Raw genomic sequence first — 20,502 nt, 5'->3', positions numbered from 1 at the left:
ATTTATTTGACTAAAAAATGTAGCTTTTATCTTTCTTGTGCGTAAATCACAAATGCTATCTGCAAAAGTAGGTGTTATTTGTAGTTTCATGGCTTGAATATACATCTTAATAAGCTAACAAACAATGATTTATATCCTAAGTTTGGGTCTTTGTTTTTGTCATGTACCTTGCAACGGTCTTTATTTACCTTGCAACGATCTTATATTTATTGTTGGCATTTTCATAGTCTGTAAATAACAGTTTTGTTGGAATACTTACAAAACCAGAAAAACTTTTGCTTTTAATATGACCATTGTAAAAGTTAAAGTAACTGTATTGCAGTCCAAATGCTATTTTTTTGATTTTGTACTTAAGTCCGATATTATAGTTTACAAATGCACCATCTTTTACTAGGTATCGGTATCCACTGCCACCACCAAAGTGAAAGTCAGTGTCAAAATAGAGGTTTCTATAAATTTTTTGTTGAAATCCTACTTCTGCTCCAAGGGTAAATAATCCACCTTGATCTCCTTTGACAGCAGTAAATATTCCAACTCCGGCGTAGAAATTTTTATTCAAACTAAAATCATAATGCACTCCTAATATTCCCATTGGAATTTCTCCCAATTGAATGTCAACGGGTATGTAATTTAATTTGATAGAGTTTTCAATTTCGTAACCAGAAAGGGATTTAATATTTTTATGCTCGTCCTGAGCTTTTATGAAAAAGCTTAGAAGTAGGCATAAAAAAACAGGAATCTTTTTCAAACGAGTACCTTTAATTAAAATTCGCTAGTAAAATGTAATTTAACAGTTGGGTACTTGTCCTGTGTCATCTGAATTGTAAATGCAGAGTCAGCTAAAAAGACGAGTTGCCCACGTTTGTCTTTGGCGAGGTAGCGTTGTTTTATTCTTTTAAATTCTTTAAACTCTTCATTGTTTTGAGAAGGTTCTACCCAACAAACTTTGTGCATCGGTAAGTTTTCATAAGTACACTTAGCTCCATATTCATGTTCTAGTCGGTATTGAATAACTTCATACTGAAGTGCACCTACGGTACCGATAACTTTTCGGCCATTTAACTCTAAAGTAAATAACTGAGCAACTCCTTCATCCATCAATTGATCTAGCCCTTTGTATAGCTGTTTTGATTTTAAAGGATCTGCATTGTTTACATAGCGAAAATGTTCTGGAGAAAAACTTGGAATTCCTTTAAAGTTGATTTGTTCTCCTTCTGTCAGGGTATCACCAATTTTAAAACTTCCTGTATCGTGTAAGCCTACAATGTCCCCAGGGTAAGAAGTGTCTACAATTTCTTTTTTCTCTGCAAAGAAGGTATTTGGACTAGAAAATTTTACTTTTTTATTATTTCTTACGTGTAAATATGGATGATTTCTTTTGAATGTTCCTGAAACGATTTTAAGAAAAGCCAATCGATCTCTGTGCTTTGGATCCATATTCGCATGTATTTTAAATACAAAGCCAGTTAGTTTCTCTTCTTTAGAGTCAATCATTCTTGTATCACTCATTTTAGGCTGAGGTGTAGGAGCAATGTCTACAAAACAGTCTAACAATTCTTTTACACCAAAGTTGTTTAAAGCAGAACCAAAAAATACGGGTTGCAGATCTCCTTTTAAATAAGCCTTTTGATCGAATTTAGGATAAACACCCACCGCCATTTCAATATCTTCTCTTAAGGTTTCTGCTGAAGCGTTTCCTATGATTTTATCCAATTTAGGACTGTTGATATCCGTAAATTCAATACCTTCTGCAACTGTTGTTTTTTGATCGTTAGAAAAAAGATTTAATTTTTTTTCGTATATATTATAGATTCCTTTAAAGTCATAACCCATCCCGATAGGGAAACTCATTGGAGTTACTTTTAGTCCTAATTTTTGTTCTACTTCATCCAATAAGTCAAAAGCATCTTTACCTTCTCTGTCCAATTTATTGATAAATACAATTATCGGAGTTTTTCGCATTCTACAAACTTCAACTAGTTTTTCAGTTTGGGTTTCCACACCTTTAGCTACATCAATAACTACAATTACACTATCAACCGCAGTCAGAGTTCTAAAAGTATCTTCAGCAAAATCCTTGTGTCCAGGAGTATCTAGAATATTTATTTTTTTATCTCGGTAAATAAATGCCAACACTGAAGTAGCCACAGAAATTCCACGTTGACGTTCAATTTCCATAAAATCGGAAGTAGCTCCTTTTTTTATTTTATTGTTTTTTACAGCTCCTGCTTCTTGAATAGCACCTCCAAACAATAATAATTTTTCGGTAAGTGTTGTTTTTCCTGCATCAGGATGGGATATAATACCAAAGGTACGTCTACGTTGTATTTCTTCTAAAAATGACATGCTTAAATATTGTGTTTTATGAAAACAAACTAAAGTTGTTTTCGGAATGCAAAGATACATTTTAGAATTTGTTCCTAAAATAATTAATTATAAAAATAAGTAGAATAGCAATCCTGCTCTAAACGATTATAAAAAGACAAAAAAGAGAGTGATTATTTTGCGTCTCAAATTATCTTTAGGTGATACAATAAAATCCGCTACTCTCACAGGGCAAACACATACTAAGACCGTTGCATAATGCTCTTTTCAGTTTTAGATTTCAATTTTGACTTTTAACCTGTAGATTATCTGTTTTTTTAGTTTATTATCTTTGTGGGAATTGAATTATAAAAAGGCTAGATGAGCCATTCCTGAAGAAAGGAAAACCGCCAGATAGAACAATACAAGGGGGGGTAAAAAAAATCACAAAAAAAACACACAATAAAGTTAATGAAATGACTAGGTTTTGTTTGTAATGAATTTATTTTGGATAGGAGTGATTTTTAACCTAAAAAGGCAACTCCCATTCCTAATAAAATTGCGATAAATTTTGAATAGTTGAACTTATGGTCTTTAGAACTTTCAAATAATATAATGGTAGAAATATGTAAAAAGATACCAATTGTAACACTCGTAATTTCTTTGTGATAATGAATGAAAAATTCAAATTTTTCTGAAGCCAATAATCCTATTGGGCTCATCAAAGAAAAAAGAAGTAAAAAGGCATAGCTGTAAACTTTTGGAAGTTTTGAATTTAGTAAAAAAGTAGCCAAAACGATACTAATAGGAATTTTATGTACAACTATTGCCCATAATAATTCTGTATCTTCTTGGTAACCAATTGGAATTCCTTCTGATAATGCGTGTATACTCAAACTTACAAACAACAACCAAGGGAATTCTGCTGAGTGAGAGTGATTGTGGATGTGTCCGTGTTCAGCTCCTTTAGAAAAAGACTCTAAAATAGATTGTATTAAAACTCCCAATAATATAAAAGCACCTATTGTATTTGAACTCAGTGAATTGTTAGAGTGGTTTGTATGTGCAGAACCGAATACTTCGGGTAATAAATGCAAAATGGTAATAGCTAATAAATAGGCGCCACTAAAGGAAAGCAACAACCGTACAGAGGTTTGTTGAGGTTTGAAAACAGTTACTAAAACAGCTCCTATTAGTACAGATAAGATTAATAAACTGTATATCATACTCCTATAATTAAAATTAATCTATTCGAATTGTCTTCGTTGTAAGCATGTAAATTATAATCACCAAAAGTATTTTTGATACGTAAACCTGCACTTTCAATTATGTTTTCGAATCGAGTTAATGTAAGGCATTTGACTCTTTCAAAGTAACTATGGTATTTCCCTTCAATTGTAAATTCTATTTTTTTGATGATAAAATCATTTTTTACTTCTTTGCTAATATGAAACTCAATATCGTCCAAAATGATAGTTTCACGGGGTACTAAGCTGTTTACTGTTTTTATTATATTCAGATAGTCAATTACAGCAATACCTTTATCGTTCAATGCCATTTTTATGTTTTCTATGACACGAATGTCTTCTATGTCATCTGAGAAATAACCAAAGCTTGTAAATAAATTAAACACGGCATCTACTTTTACAGGAAAAGGTAAGCGCATATCCTGCACTATAAAATCTAATCGTTCGTTTTTCGAGTTGTTTGCGTGCCTGATACTATTGATAGACAAGTCTGCACCTGTAACACGATATCCTAAAGAATTTAAATAAATAGAATGTCTACCCTTACCACAAGCCAAATCTAAAATAGAGCTTCTTTTAGGTAATTTTAAATATTTTATAAGATTATTCATAAAGATCTGTGCTTCATAGTCATCCCGGTGCTGATATAAAATATGATAGTATTTGGTATTAAACCAATCGGTAAACCAATCTTTCTTTGAGGACATTCGTAAAATTTGTCACAAAAATAGTAATTAATAGCCAAGTAGCGTAAAATGTTTTTGGAAGATTTAATTGTAAATAGTCCTAGGATATTTGTTGGCTTAAAATGTTTTTTTATTTTTATAAAAAAATAAGATAAATGAAAAATTATAAATGGGGAATTATTGGCTGTGGTTCAGTTACAGAGCGTAAAAGTGGACCAGCTTATCAGGAAGCTGCCAATTTTGAGTTGCATGCGGTTATGAGAAGGGATATTGAAAAAGCGGAGAATTATGCGAAAAGACATAAAGTACCCAAATTTTATAGTAATGCTGATGATTTGATAAATGACCCAGATGTAGACGCTGTTTATATTGCAACACCACCTGATTCCCATGCTTTATATGCTTTAAAAGTTGCTGCAGCAGGAAAACCATGTTGTATTGAGAAACCAATGGCTCCAAGCTACGAGGAATGTATTTCCATAGAAAAAGTCTTTGAAGAGAAGGGGCTACCTTTGTTTGTAGCTTATTATCGTAGGTCATTACCACGATTTTTAAAAATAAAAGAATGGCTAGATCAAAATAAAATAGGAGAAGTACGGTATGTTAATTATGTATATACTCGAACGGCCAGTCTACAGGATACGTCTATGGATTACTACTGGCGAACAGATAAAAAGATAGCTTACGGAGGATATTTTGACGATTTGGCTAGTCATGCACTAGATTTGTTTGTTTTTTTATTGGGAGACGTGACAGAGGCAAATGGTATTTCAAAAAATCAACAAGGCTTGTACACCGCTATGGATGCAGTTGTAGGAAACTGGGTACATGGTTCAGGAGTAACGGGTTCTGGAAGTTGGAATTTTGGAGCGGATATCCAACAGGATAAAGTAGAAATTATGGGGAGCAACGGAATTATTAGATTTGCTGTTTTTAATGATGAACCAATTGTTTTAGAAAAAAAAGGGGAAAGAGAATCTTTATTTATAGAAAACCCCGACCCGATTCAGTTGCATCATGTGGAGAATATAGAAAAGCAATTATTAGAAGGTGTGTCTCACCCTTCAACAGGTGAAACAGCAGTTCATACTACTTGGATAATGGATGAAATTTTGAATAAAAAATAAAAGACGCATCTATATGTATTTAGTCCCTTGGACAAATAAAAGTTGTCAGTTTAAGAGAAAATTAAATAATTGAGTATGGATTTAATATTGGAAAAATATTTTAACTTCAAAAAAATAGAATTGTTCAGTAAAAGTGATGTAAACCTGCATGCGGTATTAATTGATTCTAAATTAAATAAATCAAATAAAAAGTGCGTATTGTATATACACGGGTTTATTGATTATTTTTTTCACCCTCATGTAGCACAGGAATTTCATAAGAATGAATTTGATTTTTTTGCTTTGGATTTAAGGAGATACGGAAGGTCTTTATTAGCACATCAAAAACCAAATTATTGCTCTAATATAGAAGAGTACTTTGAAGAAATTACAGCAGCTATAAATATAATAAAACAAAGCTGTACAAAGATTTATCTATTAGGGCATTCTACAGGAGGATTGATCGGATCTTGTTATATGAACACTGGAGAATTGAAGAATTCAATAGCAGGTTTGATTTTAAATTCACCATTTTTTGATTTAGCTCAACCCAAGTTTTTTACTAAATTATTGTATTATATAGTGAAACCCTTGGCTTTTATATTCCCAAATGGGAATGTTAGCAATGGATTGTCAGCTATTTATGCATCAAGTTTACATAAGGACTATAACGGTGAATGGGATTTTAATTTGGATTGGAAGCCCATTCAAGGGTATCCCATTTATTTTAAGTGGTTTGTTGCAATAGTTGATGCTCAGAGAAGTTTGAGAAAATCTGACATCCAAGTTCCTGTTTTGTTGCTTCATTCCAAAAAATCATTTCTACTAAAAAAAAACAGTGATGAAGTAAAAGTCTCTGATACTGTTTTAAATATTGAGGACATGAAAAATATAGGATCCGTTTTGGGAGACGATGTAACTATAATAGCTATTGAAAATGCGTTACATGACGTGTTTTTATCTGCTAGGACAGTAAGAGAAACAGCATTTTTAGAAATGTTTAATTGGTTAGAGAAGAAGACCTGTAGCGCTTTAACATTTAAATGACGCATTAAATTTGTTTCTTTTTTATTCATATTTTACATAAAAACAAAATTGTAACGGTGCTATGCTCAACTTTTATTACTTATCTGAATATGAATAAAAAATATTCTAAATTTTTAAAGAAATAAAAAGTATGTTACTTCCATTTTTTATCACGGCTGAACTTAAGTTATGCGAGTATTGGTTATAGTATTTGTCAATAGGGAACAGGTTTGTAGGTGATACTTTTGAGCTAATTCAATAACCATCAAAAAACGCAGTAAATGCTTAGTTAAAAAGAGCTTTCAGTACAATCCTAATTCCGTTCATTACAAGTCCAATAGCAGTGATTGCCGCAATAAAACCAATGATAATAAAAATATAGTTGTCATCTTTTTTGATTGCAGAAAAACCGATGTTTATGGTTACAGGGGCAAAAATAATTAGAGGAATGGCTCCAAATATAAATTTTAAGCCTTTTTTTAAAATATTTTGATCAGTGCTCATTTTTTATAATTTTCTAAAACATTACGTACATTTCCATGTTTTTTTAACAGGCTAGTCGCTTCTTCTTTAGAAACATGAATTGTATCTACGACCATTCGATTTGCACGATCTACTAATTTAGAATTAGAGAGTTTCATGTCTATCATTTTGTTCCCTTTGACTTTACCTAACAAAATCATAGAGGAAGTGCTAATCATATTTAAAATCAGTTTTTGAGCTGTACCCGCTTTCATTCTAGAACTACCAGTTACAAACTCAGGACCAACAACTGTTACGATTGGGTATTTTGCAATCAAATGTAAGGGGCTGTTTTCATTCATGGTGATAGAACCTGTGATAATATTAGCTTTGTTTGCTTTTTTTAATGCACCTAAAACATATGGTGTTGTACCAGAAGCAGCAATTCCGATGACTATATCTTTAGGGCTGACATTGTGCTTTTGAAGATCTAGCCAACCTTGCTCTGTATTGTCTTCTGCATCTTCAACAGCTTTTCTAATTGCTGTATCTCCACCCGCAATTAGTCCTACAATTAACTCGTGAGGAACTCCAAAGGTAGGAGGACATTCTGAAGCATCCAATATTCCTAAACGACCACTTGTGCCAGCTCCCATATAAAAAACACGACCACCTTGTTTTAGTTTAGGAACAATTTGTTCTACTAATGCAAGAATTTGAGGAGTTGCCTTTTCAACCGCTATTGCAACTTTTTTATCTTCGTTATTTATATGTGTCAGCAATTCTGATGCAGACATTTGCTCTAAATTATTATAAAGAGAGCTCTGTTCTGTAGTTTTTGAAAAATTCAATATGTCTTTTTTTCAAAAGTACTAAAAGAAAAATTGTTATATTCAAAATATTCTATAAGATATCAGGGCAGAATCATACTTTCAAATTTACTATTTTTAACAAGTATTCTTAATCCCACGTTGCTTCTAGTCTTTTGCTTTTCATTGATGATTTTTTTGAGGATTTATTTTTCAATAGGTTGAGTGATCTCTTAAGTGAAATAGAATAATACTCCCTGTTTTTTCGATACTTTACTAATTTCGGCTGAGATCTAATAAATTATCACAGTAAAGGTAGGTGTACTCTAAATTCAGACTGATTAAAGTCTGGATTTTTTTTGTTTTAAAGGAATTCTTTTTAAGATTTCTAAAAAATATTTCCAAAACTTTTGAGTCGATTGGATATTTACTTTCTCATCTGGAGAATGTGCTCCTCTAATAGTAGGTCCAAAAGAGATCATTTCCATTTTTGGGTAGTGAGTTCCTAAAATTCCACATTCCAATCCTGCATGACAAGCCATGATATTTGGCTTTTCGTTAAATAATTCTTGATAGGTTTTGTCTAATAAGTCACATATTTCTGTATTGGGGTTAGGTTCCCATCCAGGATAATCACCAGAAATACTGACATCGAAATTGGCCAATTCAAAAACACTTCTAATGGAATTAACCAGGTCGATTTTTCCTGATACAGAAAAAGAACGAGTAAGACAGGCAATTTCTAAGGAGCCATTCTTAACAAGTATTTTTGCTAAGTTATTAGAAGTTTCTACTAATTCTGGGATTTTGGAATTCATAGAAAAAACTCCGTTGTGAACGGCCGAAATACTTTTTAAGAAAGTCTGCTGAAATTCAAAATTCATGGATTTATCAGGAGTATTAATTTTTACAACACTAATATTTAAATTAGGTTCCTGAACTTTAAACTCTTGTTTTAAAAGGGAAGAAATAATAGTTATTCCTTTTTCTAAATTTAAGTTGTCGGTTTTTTTAATTGTTATATCTGCTGAACCCTCTCTAGGAATTGCATTTCTTAGATTACCAGCATTAAAAGAAACCAAAGAAAATTCTAGCTGCTTGTTTAGGTGTACTAATATTCGATTTAATATTTTATTAGTATTTCCAAAACCTTTGTGAATATCCATTCCAGAATGTCCGCCGTTCAATCTATTTACAGTTATTTTAAATGCTTGGCTATTGGGTTTGACAAGAGTTTCTTTATAGTTAGTACGGCTTGTTATATCTATTCCTCCAGCACAGCCAATTGAAATTTCATCATCATCTTCGGTGTCTAAATTCAATAATATGTCACCTGATAAAAACCCTGGTTGAAGCTCCATAGCTCCAGTCATACCAGTTTCTTCATCGATTGTAAACAAAGCTTCTATTGCAGGATGTTCTATTGTTGTAGAAGAAAGAATACTCATGATCGCTGCAACTCCAATTCCGTTATCAGCACCAAGTGTAGTGCCTTTGGCATGAATCCAACCTTGTTTTATTTCCATTTGAATTCCTTCGGTTTCAAAATCAAATTCAGTAGCATCATTTTTTTGATGTACCATATCTAGGTGAGATTGTAGGACTACTGTTTTTCGGTTTTCAAAGCCTACTGTTGCTGGTTTCTTTATAAGTACATTTTGTATCGCATCAACTTTTGTTTCTAAATCAAGATTTTTACCGAATTGTACCATAAACTCTACGATACGTTCTTCTTTTTTAGAAGGTCTAGGAATTGCATTTAGATCGATGAAATGATTCCAAAGTTGTGTGGGTTCTGTTTGTCTTATTGTTTTATGCATATCAAAATAGGAATTACAATTTAAGGATTATATTTTCAATCGGTTACAAGCCAAATGAGGTAGTAGTTAAATTAAAAGATTCTTCTAATATATGAATTTGTTCAGAGCATAAAGAAAACTTATAATCAAATTTCTTGGTAGCGTAACACCATTGTAAACTTTCTGAAATATTCATATGTATCGTTTAATGGTCTGTAAAAATAGTGGATTCATATTGTAAATTCTACATTAAAAGATTCAAATTAATATTTAATATCTATTGTTCTATGTAAGTGGTTAATTGTAATTCGTTTAGAAATTGGCTAACTTATAAAGAAAAATAGATGAAAAGTTATAAATCAGATCAAATAGACAAGCTGCGAATGTTATCTAAAACTTCTTTAAAAGAAGATTTTTTACACTATATATGGAAATTTAAACTTTTTCAAGTGGATCAATTAAAAACAGTAAGGCATAAAAAAATAAGACTGTTGAAAGCAGGACAACATAATAAAGCATCGGGTCCAGATTTTTTCAATGGATTGATTGAAATTGAAGGCTTACAATGGGCAGGGAATATTGAGATGCACTTAAAATCATCTGACTGGTATGCGCATCATCATGAAATAGATCCTAATTATGACTCTGTTATTCTTCATGTTGTTTGGGAGTATGATGTACCTGTGTTTTATTCAAATCAAAAGGAAATCCCAACCATTCAATTAGTCGATTATGTAAATTTATCGGTCTTAGAGTCTTATTATAAGTTGTTTTCAGCGAAACAAAAATGGATTTTATGTGAAGATACAATAGGAGAAATAGATCCCTTTATTCTTGAGGCATGGTTGAATCGATTGTATTTTGAGCGTTTAGAAAAAAAGGCACAAAAGATTTTACATTTGCTTAAGCAGACTAATAATGATTGGGAGGCCGTTTTATTTCAATTGCTTTCAAAAAGTTTTGGGATGAAATTAAATGGTGAGACATTTTTAGACTTGGCTAAATCATTCGATTTTTCTGTTTTAAGAAAATGTCAACAAAAAAAAGGCTTAATAGAGGTGTTGTTGATGGGGCAAGCTGGGTTTTTTAATGATTCTTTTGAGGACATAACTTATATTACTATGAAAAAGGAGTATGTGTATTTACAAAATAAATTTAATTTAACCCCTATGTTTAAAGGTCAATTTCAGTTTTTCAGGTTAAGACCTAGTAATTTCCCAACTCTTAGAATTTCTCAATTATCGAACTTATATGAAAACCATCAGAATATATTTTCAAAAATTATAAAAATGAATGATATACATAAAATGCATCAATTATTTTCACTTAAAGCTTCTGTCTATTGGGAGAATCACTATGTATTTGGAAAAGAATCAGAGAAGAGAGTTAAAGGAACTTCTAATAGTTTTACAGACCTCATTGTTTTAAATGTAATAATTCCTCTTAAGTATACTTATCAGAAATACCATAATAAAACAGTCACAAGTGATTTGGAATCTCTTATCAGATCGATCAAACCAGAAAGTAATTCAGTACTTGATAAGTATGATAAGCTAGGTATTCAAGTTAAATCTGCATTTGATTCGCAAGGCTTGTTGGAGTTACAATCATCATATTGTAAGCCTAAAAGATGCTTGGATTGTACAATAGGTCTTCAGATTTTAAAAAAAAAACAGTTGTAAATGTGTTGTGTGTTTTTTTTAAACAGACAGTTATTCATTGAAGAAAAGAAATAATGTCTTAAGGAATTATCGTTTTTTTGCTAAATGGATTAGTATAATTCTGGAAATTCCGTAGGTTTAACTTCGTGCATAATTTTATATGCAGCCTCAAATATATCTTCTTTAGACGGTTTTGAAAAATAATCACCATCACTTCCATAAGCAGGTCGGTGTTCTTTTGCGCTCAAAGCCGTAGGTTTACTATCCAAATAATTATAAGCATTTTGCTCATCTAAAACTTTTTGAAGAATATAAGCAGATGCTCCTCCGGGTACATCTTCATCCACAATTAATAATCGATTCGTTTTTTGAACACTTTTACAAATATCATGATTGATATCAAAGGGCATTAAACTTTGCACATCAATAATTTCAATATTAATTCCAGCTTGTAGTAAATCTATAGCTGTTTCTTCTACGATTCTCAATGTAGAACCATAAGAAACAATGGTAATATCGGTTCCTTCTTTTATCGTTTCAGTATAACCAATAGGAGTGGTGTATTCTCCTAAATTATTTGGTAAGTTTTCTTTTAATCGATAGCCGTTTAAATTTTCAATAACGATTGCGGGTTCATCACATTTCAATAATGTATTGTAAAATCCAGCAGCCTTAGTCATATTTCTGGGTACCAATAAGTGGATACCTTTTAACGATCCGAGAATCATGGACATTGGTGAACCTGAATGCCAAATACCTTCTAATCTATGCCCTCTTGTTCTGATAATTAATGGAGCCTTTTGTTTTCCAAAAGATCTATATCTTAAACAAGCCAAATCATCACTTAATGTTTGGATTGTATAGATTAAATAATCAAGATATTGAATTTCTGCAATAGGTCTTAAACCTCGTAATGCCATTCCGATACCTTGACCTATAATGGTTGACTCTCTAATTCCTGTATCCGTAACACGATCTTCTCCGAATTTGTCCTGAAGACTTTCAAGACCTTGATTTACATCTCCAATTTTACCAGAGTCTTCTCCAAAAAGAAATAAATCAGGGTGTTTTTTTAATAAGGCATCAAAATTATCACGAATGATAATTCTAGCATCTACCTCATGAATATCTTTTTCATATGTAGGAAGAATTTCATCTATGGTACTGACTCCATTTCCCAAGTCGTTGTACAATTTTGTACTGTATATATCTTGAGTAATTTTTTTGTTTTTTACTAGCCAATCCTGTAGAGTTTTCTTTTCTTCTGAGTTTTCTAATCTTAGAAACTGAGTTGCTTTTCTGGCAGTTGAGTATATTTCTTTTCTAGTCGGTTCTTTTGTTATAGCCAATTCATTTCTCATTTTAATAATGAAATTTTTATTGCTACTCACTATTGAAACCGCATCAAGTAACTTAATTAATTCTTGTTGTTCTTTGATCAATGGAGCTAAGAAATCTGCCCGAGCTTCTTTTTTTGCTTGAATAACTTCTTTCTTTGCCCGTACTTCAATGGCTTTTAGTTCTTCGTCGTTATCTATAAGTTTAAGAAGATCCCCTTCAGGAGTTTCTAATTCAAACTCTTGAATCCAATTTTTAAACTTCTTATTACAATCAAAGTCCCTTTCCCATTGTAAACGCTCATTGGTTTTATATCTTTCATGAGAACCTGATGAAGAATGTCCTTGAGGTTGTGTCAATTCTTGAACATGAATTAATACGGGTACGTGTTCACTTCTAGAGATGTTAGCTGCTCTGTTATAGGTGTCTATCAATTTTACATAATCCCAACCATTTACACGTAATATTTCTAGTCCTTTGTTTTTTTTATCCCTTTGAAATCCTTTTAATACTTCTGAGATGTTTTCTTTTGTTGTTTGGTATTTAGCGTGTACTGAAATTCCATATTCGTCATCCCAAACACTAGTAATCATAGGGATTTGAAGTACTCCAGAAGCGTTAATTGCTTCAAAGAAATGACCCTCGCTTGTACTGGCGTTACCAATAGTCCCCCAACCAATTTCATTTCCTTTATCTGAAAATTTAGAATATCCTGTTTGTAAACTTTTCACATTTCTATATAACTTAGAAGCATATGCTAAACCTACCAGCCTAGGCATTTGTGCAGCCGTACTAGATACATCAGAACTAATGTTGTATTGTTTAGTTTGGTCTTTCCAATCGCCATTTTCGTCAATAATATGTGAAGAAAAATGTCCGCCCATCTGCCTACCAGCAGAATAAGGTTCTTTATTAATATCGGCATGAGCATATAAACCTGCAAAAAACTGTTTTGGTGTAAATTTACCGATAGCCATCATAAATGTTTGATCTCGATAATAACCCGATCTCCAGTCTCCTTTTTTAAAGGCTTTTGCCATTGCTATTTGAGGTAGTTCTTTACCATCTCCAAAAATTCCGAATTTAGCTTTACCTGTAAGAACTTCTTTTCTTCCAGCTAAACTACATTCTCTACTCAACATAACTATATAATAATCGTTAAGAATTTCTTCTTTAAATTGTTGGAAAGATAAGTTTTGTTGTAAGGTTTCAGTTGCGGTAGACATCATACAAATAGCTTTATTTGGTTAGCAAAGATACTGTTTTTATGTCAAAATTAAAAAGAAGGTTATCCTTTGGAAATGAGTACTTAAAAGGCGTTTATTTATGGGAGGGTGATCCTAAAAGAGTTGTAAATGAGTTTTTATAAAAATCCTCTCCTCATTGAATTAAATATTTTTAAAGGCTCAAGAATAAAAGTAAATCGAATTTTTTCTGAATAATTTTGATTCATTTCCCAACCATTGTTTGAGTATACAGGTAGGTATAATTCGAAAATTTCATGCATAAAACATAATCTAATTCCTGATTCGTAAGCGAAAAAAATAGATTTGTTTTTACTTTTTAGAGCACCTATATCATTATAGATCTCTGCCCAATTCCAGATACTAAAACTTGTGTTAATGGTTGACATCCATTGATTTGCATACTTCTGATTAGAGTCTTTAAAAAAAGATTTAAATCCTCCCTCTGCAATAATGTATTGTTGGTATAAAAACCCTGCATCTTCTTGGCGACCATACATGTTGTGCTCAAACAAATAATCTTGAGGTTTACTTAACCCAAAACTAAAATAATCAGCATCATCATCGGTACTATTCTCAAGAAAAACTCCTGTGTACCATCTGAAATCTAATTGTCTGTTAGATTTTGTGAGTTTTCTATATCTGAAATCGGTTGATATTTTATGAAACAAGGAACCTAATTCTGCACTGGTTGAAAATCTAAAATCATTGAGTAACTCGGGTTTAGAGTAGTTATAAGTTATTTTTACTAAGTTGTATTTGTCTTCATTTGACGGTTCAACTCCAAGTGGAATTTTTTTATTAATATTATGATATTTAATTTTTAAGAAATTACGACCTGCCGTACGTAATGATTTACGATTGAAATATATGGTTGCACTTGGTTTGAATGTTGTGTACGTATAGTCTCTGTCATAATTGAAACTACTTCCGTTTATTCCAAATGAAAGTTTGTAAATATTGCGATCTTCAGGATAGTGATTGTAATTAAATGAAAATCCACCTGATATATTATTACTTTTAAAACTATAAGTAGGAATGATATTATACTCAAAGTATTTCGCTAAAAAAGTTTTATTATGAAATTGGATTCCTAAAACCATGCCATCATAATAATTGTATCCAATTCTAGGTTTGAAAAATATTTGAGTATAATATGGGTCGTCAATGTCTTTAATGAATTTTAGTTGAAGTGGTCTTTCAAATAATTTAGATTTTACATTTTTCCAATTATTTCTTTGATTGAGTTCGGGATATAATTTTTCATAATTAATAGAAATCTTGTCGAAATTTCCCTTTGCTACCTTTACGGTTTTTGTGGAATCGACATCTGTTATCCATTGTTTCCATATTATTTTTTTGTCTTTGATCCCATAAAGAGCGACCGGAGCTGTGATGTTTCTTGTGTTTTTGATTGTTATATAAACCGAATCTCCTTTTACTTTTACTTTTTTAATTGTATAGTCAATTTTTTTTATAGTATTTAGATAATCACCAAAGAACCAAGAGATGTTTTTTGTGGTATTTGAAGTAATTATCTCTTGGAATAAGTGTGTAGAGTTCGTTTTAAATTTGTATTCTTTGATATATTGTTTTAAGCTTTTTTGGAACGTAGTATCTTCTAAAAAATTTTCGAGATAACGAAGTCCTAGACCTGCTTTGTAGCTACTGATTATTTTTCTGTTAAAATTAGATAAGGAATCTACACGAGTCATAAGAGATTGGTCTAGGTTTTCTCGAGCACTAAATTGATATATAAAAGGGTATTTGTCATTGAATTTCAACTGCGTTATGTTAAATGTTTTTAATCCCCAGATGTTTGAAAGATTGCCTAATATTTTCGTTTCAGGATAAAATTCCTCACAATATTTCATTAATAGATACACTTGAATTCCTTCAGGAAGCCAATAATCTTCATTTTTATTGACAATAACCATTTCTTCCACCATCTTTTTACTTAGGGCTTTGAAAAATTCGATATCCCATTGAAAAACATCAGAAAAACCACTTAAGAATTTGGGAATATCAAGAGCATAAGCTCTGTTTTTATAAGCTGTTTCTTTGTCAATGAGTAGTTTGTTATGAGGAAATTTACCTAGGTATTTTTCAATAAATTTAATTTCACGGTTAATCACCGTTTTTTTTAGAATATGAGGTAGGGTTTTGTCGTCAATATTAGAGACAACTACAATATGATCCGTTTTATAGGAAGGATAGCTTTTTTCTCGAGTAATGTTTAGTTGAATATCGACCCTGTTTTTTCCTGTGAGGTGATAAATCGCAAAGTTTTTTGAGTAGCTTTTTGAGCTGTATAAGTCTGTGTTAATATGGTAAGTTATTGGCACGTGTACATTAAGGTCGTAGTCAATTACATTCATATACATATGGTCAATATCTAAATTACTGTAGGCTTTCCAATCTCCTTTTTCACAGACAGCCGGAACCAAATACCAATATCTTAAGATATAGTCGTTTAAGCTGTTTTTTCCATAGCCCGTAAATTTATTACTCGGAAATTTAATTTTATAATTTATGGTAATTGTTAAGGAGTCTAGGGGTAGAAGAGGTTGCTTTAATAATACCTCAAGTATATCTTCGAATCCTTTATATTTTTGATATTTTACAGGCGAAAAATTAACAGATACACGTCGAATATCTGAATTACCTCTTTCAATAGAGTCCGAAAAATAGAGAGATTTTTTAAAGTTTTCTAACATCCTTTTTGCAAGGAGAGTCTTTTTGTTTTTAAAACTATTTGGCCAATTATGGAGAACTATATTTTGTAAAGTAGTACCGCTTTTGTTTACATAATTGATTTTTTGTTGAATAGCCATTTGATCTACATCTGGAAGCAGTATTGCTTTGATTGTTATCTTGGAATTCTGAGTGTACCCAACAGAAGTGAAAACTGATAAAAAAACAAAAAACAAACCTATTTTTCTCACAGTTATTTCTGTTTTAAAAGTTTGGTTTTAGACTGTATTTAGAATAGAAGTTATTTAGATGCTGAATAACTTCATCTGCCGAATCTACAATTCTAAATAATTTTAAATCTTCTTCGTTAATAGTTTCATTTTCTTCAAGTAGTACTTTTTTGATCCAATCGATAATACCCGACCAGAAATTTGTTCCCACTAAAATAATTGGGAAACGACCAATTTTTTCAGTTTGAATTAAAGTAATAGCTTCGAATAATTCATCGAGTGTTCCAAAACCACCTGGCATTACAATAAAGCCTTGAGAGTATTTGACAAACATAACTTTCCGAACAAAGAAATAGTCGAAATCTAGACTCATTCCTTTACTGATGTAAGGATTGTCGCTTTGCTCAAAAGGAAGTTCAATATTTAACCCAACGGACGTGCCATTTCCTCGACAAGCACCTTTGTTGCCCGCTTCCATAATTCCAGGTCCACCACCAGTGATAACACCATATCCATTTTTAGTTAGTTTGTATCCAATTTCTTCAGCAAGTATATAGTGCTTATGATCAGGTTTGGTTCTTGCAGAACCAAAAATACTAACGGATGGGCCTATCTTGCTTAAACGTTCATATCCATCGACAAATTCAGACATTATTTTAAAAATAGCCCATGAGTCATTTGTCTTTATTTCATTCCATGTTTTTGGAGTAAATCGGTTTTTTATTTTTCTGTCTTCGTTTGGACTCATATACTTTTTTAGAGAAGTGAACATAGAGTCACATTCAATTAACAGCTTAACTATTTCAACTTATTGTTTGGCGCATAATACAGCTTTTCTGCTAAGATTGCAAGAGTTCTTGCCTTAAAAATTTTGCAGTATAACTTTTCTTGTTTTTTATGATTTCTTCAGGCGTGCCTTTACATAAAATAGTTCCTCCTTTTTTTCCACCTTCAAGGCCAACATCAATTATATGGTCTGCTAATTTGATAACATCCATATTGTGCTCTATGATTAATACAGTGTTGCCCTTGTCGGTTAATTCATTGAGTACTTTCATAAGTACATTAATATCTTCAAAGTGTAAACCTGTGGTGGGCTCATCTAATATATAAAAAGTATTACCTGTGTCTTTTTTAGACAATTCTGAAGCTAGTTTAATCCGTTGAGCCTCGCCTCCAGATAGTGTTGTCGATTGTTGACCGAGAGTAATGTACCCTAAACCTACTTGTTGGATGGTTTTTATTTTTTTAAATATTTTAGGAATAGATTCGAAGAATATAACAGCTTCATTAATCGTCATATTTAAAACATCAGAAATAGATTTTCCTTTATAACGTATTTCCAAAGTTTCCCTGTTAAATCGTTTCCCTTGACATGTTTCACATTCTACATGTACATCCGGTAAAAAATTCATTTCAATAATTTTTAATCCACCACCTTGACACGTTTCGCAACGACCGCCTTTTACATTAAAAGAAAACCTTCCCGCCTTATAACCACGAATCATAGATTCAGTTGTTTTAGCAAATAAACTTCGGACTTCGCTAAAAACACCAGTGTAAGTAGCAGGATTTGAACGAGGTGTTCTTCCGATAGGAGACTGATCGATATCGATTATTTTATCAATATGTTCTAAACCTTTGATAGATTTGTAAGGCATGGGTTCTTTAACTCCTCTATAGATATGTTTGTTTAAAATAGGATATAAGGTTCCGTTGATAAGTGTTGATTTTCCGCTGCCAGAAACTCCTGTAACGCAAATCATTTTTCCGAGAGGTAAGGTAATAGAAACATTTTTTAGGTTGTTGCCCGTTGCTCCAGTTAAAATCAATGTTTTTCCATTCCCTTTTCTTCTTGTTTTTGGGACTAGTATTTGTTTTCTTTTTGTCAAATAATCTGCAGTAAGCGTATTTCCTTTTTTCATTTCTTCAAAAGTTCCTTTGCTTACAATTTCACCTCCGTGTCTTCCTGCTCCTGGACCGATATCTAAAACATAGTCTGCACATTTCATCATGTCTTGATCGTGTTCTACCACTAAAACAGAATTGCCAATATCTCTCAGTTTAATAAGTGATTTAATCAAACGTTGGTTATCTCTTTGGTGCAATCCAATACTAGGTTCATCTAAGATATATAAGACGCCAACAAGCTGAGATCCTATTTGTGTTGCTAGTCTAATTCGTTGAGCTTCCCCTCCGGAAAGAGACTTTGATGTTCTGTCGATTGTAAGGTATTCTAAACCGACATCTAACAAAAATTGAATTCTAGTCCTAATTTCTTTGATGATTTCAGCTCCAATAATTTTTTGGTTTTTACTAAGATGAGGTTCTAAATTTTCAAACCAAGTGGCGAGTTCCACAATATCCATTTGTGCCAATTCTGAAATATTTTTACCTGAGATCTTAAAATGTAAGGATTCTTTTTTCAATCGATTTCCTCGACAGCTATTACATTTACTTTCTTCCATAAAAGCTTTTGCCCATCTTTTAATCGATGTAGATTCACTGTTGTGGTATTGATCTGTGATAAAAGCATTGATTCCTTCAAAATCAATTTCATATTTTCTTGTTACTCCGAGTGATTTAGAATCAATTTCAAATTTTTCCTTTCCGCCATTTAATATGATTTCTAAAGCCTCTTTAGGTATTTTCTTGATAGGATCTGTAAGTTTGAATTTAAAACGATCGGCAATTAATTGAAGTTGTTTGAAAATCCAGCTGTTTTTTTGTTCTCCTAACGGAGTAAATCCACCTGCAGCAATAGAAAGGGAAGTGTCTGGAGCCAGTTTTTGAAAGGTAGTATGTTTTATAACTCCCAAACCGTTGCAGGTTTCACAGGCTCCTTTGGGTGAGTTAAATGAAAATGAATTTGGTTCAGGATTAGGATATGAAATTCCTGTAGTAGGACACATCAAATTTTTACTAAAATATCTCGGTTTTTCACCTTGATACTCAATAACCATTAAAATATTTTCTCCAGCATACAAAGCTGTTTTGATGCTTTCTTCTAGTCTTTTAATATTGGCTTTATTTACAACCAATCGATCAATTACAATTTCTACATCGTGTGTTTTGTATCGATCCAAACGCATTCCTCTTTCAAGATTTCTTATTTCTCCATCAACACGAACCTTTACAAATCCTTGTTTAGAAATTTGCTCAAAAAGATCTCTATAATGCCCTTTTCTAGATTTTATAACCGGAGCTAAAATGATTGTTTTTTTTGAGTCGTAATGTTTCAAAATTAACTCAATTATTTGCTCATTCGTATAGCTCACCATCTTTTCTTCGGTTTTATAGGAATAAGCATCCCCAGCTCTAGCATACAATAAACGAAGGAAATCGTAAATTTCTGTAATGGTACCGACCGTTGAACGAGGGTTTTTGTTTGTCGTTTTTTGTTCGATGGAAATTACAGGAGATAATCCATCTATTTTATCCACATCAGGTCTTTCTAAACTGCCTAAAAATTGACGGGCATACGCAGAAAAAGTTTCGATGTACCTTCTCTGGCCTTCTGCATATATCGTATCGAATGCCAATGATGATTTTCCACTACCGCTTAAGCCTGTTATGACTACAAGTTTTTCTCTTGGTATTTTTACATCAATGTTTTTTAGGTTGTGTACTCTAGCGCCTAAAATTTCTAGGTATTCTTGCGTGTTCTCCATGTAGATTTTAAAAAAAGCAAAGATACTTAAAAAGAGCTGAAAATAAATATGATATGGGATTCGTAAGCAGGGCAAACTCACACTTTAAGACCGTTGCAAGGTACATGACAAAAACAAAGACCCAAACTTAGGGTGTAAATCATTGTTTGTTAGCTTATTAAGATGTATATTCAAGCCATGAAACTACAAATAACACCTACTTTTGCAGATAGCATTTGTGACTTA

Annotated in this window: 14 protein-coding genes; 3 read left to right on the top strand and 11 right to left on the bottom strand. The window is 32.0% G+C overall.

Features of this window, described 5'->3' with window-relative positions; translation table 11 throughout:
* Window positions 1-184 precede the first annotated feature (184 nt).
* From V5787_RS05010 to V5787_RS04995, 4 genes are all read right to left on the bottom strand, one after another.
* On the bottom strand, window positions 185-748 hold the full coding sequence (locus tag V5787_RS05010) for a hypothetical protein (protein WP_336892170.1): 564 nt from the start codon (window positions 746-748) through the stop codon (window positions 185-187).
* 14 nt (window positions 749-762) lie between these two features.
* A complete protein-coding gene (locus V5787_RS05005; RefSeq protein WP_336892169.1) occupies window positions 763-2,346 on the bottom strand; it encodes a peptide chain release factor 3 in 1,584 nt (527 codons plus the stop codon).
* Between the two features lie 482 nt (window positions 2,347-2,828).
* Window positions 2,829-3,530, bottom strand: a complete 702-nt coding sequence (locus V5787_RS05000) for a ZIP family metal transporter (protein WP_336892168.1) — start codon at window positions 3,528-3,530, stop codon at window positions 2,829-2,831.
* A complete protein-coding gene (locus tag V5787_RS04995; RefSeq protein ID WP_336892167.1) occupies window positions 3,527-4,258 on the bottom strand; it encodes a class I SAM-dependent methyltransferase in 732 nt (243 codons plus the stop codon). The genes V5787_RS05000 and V5787_RS04995 overlap by 4 nt, the downstream gene beginning before the upstream one ends.
* 134 nt (window positions 4,259-4,392) lie before the next feature.
* On the opposite strand from V5787_RS04995, the gene V5787_RS04990 reads away from it, so the two are divergent.
* Together V5787_RS04990 and V5787_RS04985 are read left to right on the top strand one after the other, a co-directional pair.
* A complete protein-coding gene (locus V5787_RS04990) occupies window positions 4,393-5,364 on the top strand; it encodes a Gfo/Idh/MocA family oxidoreductase (protein WP_336892166.1) in 972 nt (323 codons plus the stop codon).
* 75 nt (window positions 5,365-5,439) lie between these two features.
* Window positions 5,440-6,390 carry an alpha/beta hydrolase gene (locus V5787_RS04985; RefSeq protein WP_336892165.1) on the top strand — a complete coding sequence of 317 codons (951 nt, stop codon included), beginning with the start codon at window positions 5,440-5,442 and terminating at the stop codon, window positions 6,388-6,390.
* A 264-nt stretch (window positions 6,391-6,654) separates the two neighbouring features.
* Here the strand turns inward: V5787_RS04985 and V5787_RS04980 are convergent, their stop codons facing one another.
* From V5787_RS04980 to V5787_RS04970, 3 genes are all read right to left on the bottom strand, one after another.
* On the bottom strand, window positions 6,655-6,873 hold the full coding sequence (locus tag V5787_RS04980) for a DUF6095 family protein (protein WP_336892164.1): 219 nt from the start codon (window positions 6,871-6,873) through the stop codon (window positions 6,655-6,657).
* Window positions 6,870-7,682, bottom strand: a complete 813-nt coding sequence (murQ, locus tag V5787_RS04975) for an N-acetylmuramic acid 6-phosphate etherase (protein WP_336892163.1) — start codon at window positions 7,680-7,682, stop codon at window positions 6,870-6,872. Before murQ ends, V5787_RS04980 begins: the two co-directional genes overlap by 4 nt.
* Window positions 7,683-7,981: 299 nt before the next feature.
* Window positions 7,982-9,460 (bottom strand): aminoacyl-histidine dipeptidase, encoded by a 1,479-nt coding sequence (locus V5787_RS04970; RefSeq protein WP_336892162.1) that lies wholly within the window; start codon window positions 9,458-9,460, stop codon window positions 7,982-7,984.
* 323 nt (window positions 9,461-9,783) lie between these two features.
* Between V5787_RS04970 and V5787_RS04965 the strand changes: the two genes are divergently transcribed.
* Window positions 9,784-11,121: a DUF2851 family protein gene (locus V5787_RS04965; protein ID WP_336892161.1), complete on the top strand. Its 1,338-nt coding sequence runs from the start codon at window positions 9,784-9,786 to the stop codon at window positions 11,119-11,121.
* A gap of 89 nt (window positions 11,122-11,210) precedes the next feature.
* On the opposite strand, the gene V5787_RS04960 is transcribed toward V5787_RS04965, so the two are convergent.
* The 4 genes from V5787_RS04960 to uvrA form a co-directional block, all read right to left on the bottom strand.
* Window positions 11,211-13,664 carry a thiamine pyrophosphate-dependent enzyme gene (locus V5787_RS04960; RefSeq protein WP_336892171.1) on the bottom strand — a complete coding sequence of 818 codons (2,454 nt, stop codon included), beginning with the start codon at window positions 13,662-13,664 and terminating at the stop codon, window positions 11,211-11,213.
* A gap of 137 nt (window positions 13,665-13,801) precedes the next feature.
* On the bottom strand, window positions 13,802-16,627 hold the full coding sequence (locus tag V5787_RS04955) for a M1 family aminopeptidase (protein WP_336892160.1): 2,826 nt from the start codon (window positions 16,625-16,627) through the stop codon (window positions 13,802-13,804).
* A gap of 13 nt (window positions 16,628-16,640) precedes the next feature.
* Window positions 16,641-17,354: a TIGR00730 family Rossman fold protein gene (locus V5787_RS04950; protein ID WP_336892159.1), complete on the bottom strand. Its 714-nt coding sequence runs from the start codon at window positions 17,352-17,354 to the stop codon at window positions 16,641-16,643.
* A 91-nt stretch (window positions 17,355-17,445) separates the two neighbouring features.
* Complete coding sequence (uvrA, locus tag V5787_RS04945; protein WP_336892158.1) at window positions 17,446-20,277, bottom strand: excinuclease ABC subunit UvrA; 2,832 nt, start codon at window positions 20,275-20,277, stop codon at window positions 17,446-17,448.
* Window positions 20,278-20,502: the final 225 nt, after the last annotated feature.

It is taken from the genome of Flavicella sp., assembly GCF_037132785.1.
Taxonomy (GTDB): Bacteria; Bacteroidota; Bacteroidia; order Flavobacteriales; family Flavobacteriaceae; genus Flavicella.
This window is presented reverse-complemented; position numbering and strand designations above follow the sequence as displayed.

Bases quoted from the DNA above. Each gene is read 5' to 3' on its own strand.
- V5787_RS04995 (WP_336892167.1), bottom strand. From the start codon at position 4,258: ATGTCCTCAAAGAAAGATTGGTTTACCGATTGGTTTAATACCAAATAC.
- V5787_RS04960 (WP_336892171.1), bottom strand. From the start codon at position 13,664: ATGTCTACCGCAACTGAAACCTTACAACAAAACTTATCTTTCCAACAA.
- V5787_RS04970 (WP_336892162.1), bottom strand. From the start codon at position 9,460: ATGCATAAAACAATAAGACAAACAGAACCCACACAACTTTGGAATCAT.
- V5787_RS04965 (WP_336892161.1), top strand. From the start codon at position 9,784: ATGAAAAGTTATAAATCAGATCAAATAGACAAGCTGCGAATGTTATCT.
- V5787_RS04950 (WP_336892159.1), bottom strand. From the start codon at position 17,354: ATGAGTCCAAACGAAGACAGAAAAATAAAAAACCGATTTACTCCAAAA.
- V5787_RS05005 (WP_336892169.1), bottom strand. From the start codon at position 2,346: ATGTCATTTTTAGAAGAAATACAACGTAGACGTACCTTTGGTATTATA.
- V5787_RS04990 (WP_336892166.1), top strand. From the start codon at position 4,393: ATGAAAAATTATAAATGGGGAATTATTGGCTGTGGTTCAGTTACAGAG.
- uvrA (WP_336892158.1), bottom strand. From the start codon at position 20,277: ATGGAGAACACGCAAGAATACCTAGAAATTTTAGGCGCTAGAGTACAC.
- V5787_RS05000 (WP_336892168.1), bottom strand. From the start codon at position 3,530: ATGATATACAGTTTATTAATCTTATCTGTACTAATAGGAGCTGTTTTA.
- V5787_RS04985 (WP_336892165.1), top strand. From the start codon at position 5,440: ATGGATTTAATATTGGAAAAATATTTTAACTTCAAAAAAATAGAATTG.
- V5787_RS04980 (WP_336892164.1), bottom strand. From the start codon at position 6,873: ATGAGCACTGATCAAAATATTTTAAAAAAAGGCTTAAAATTTATATTT.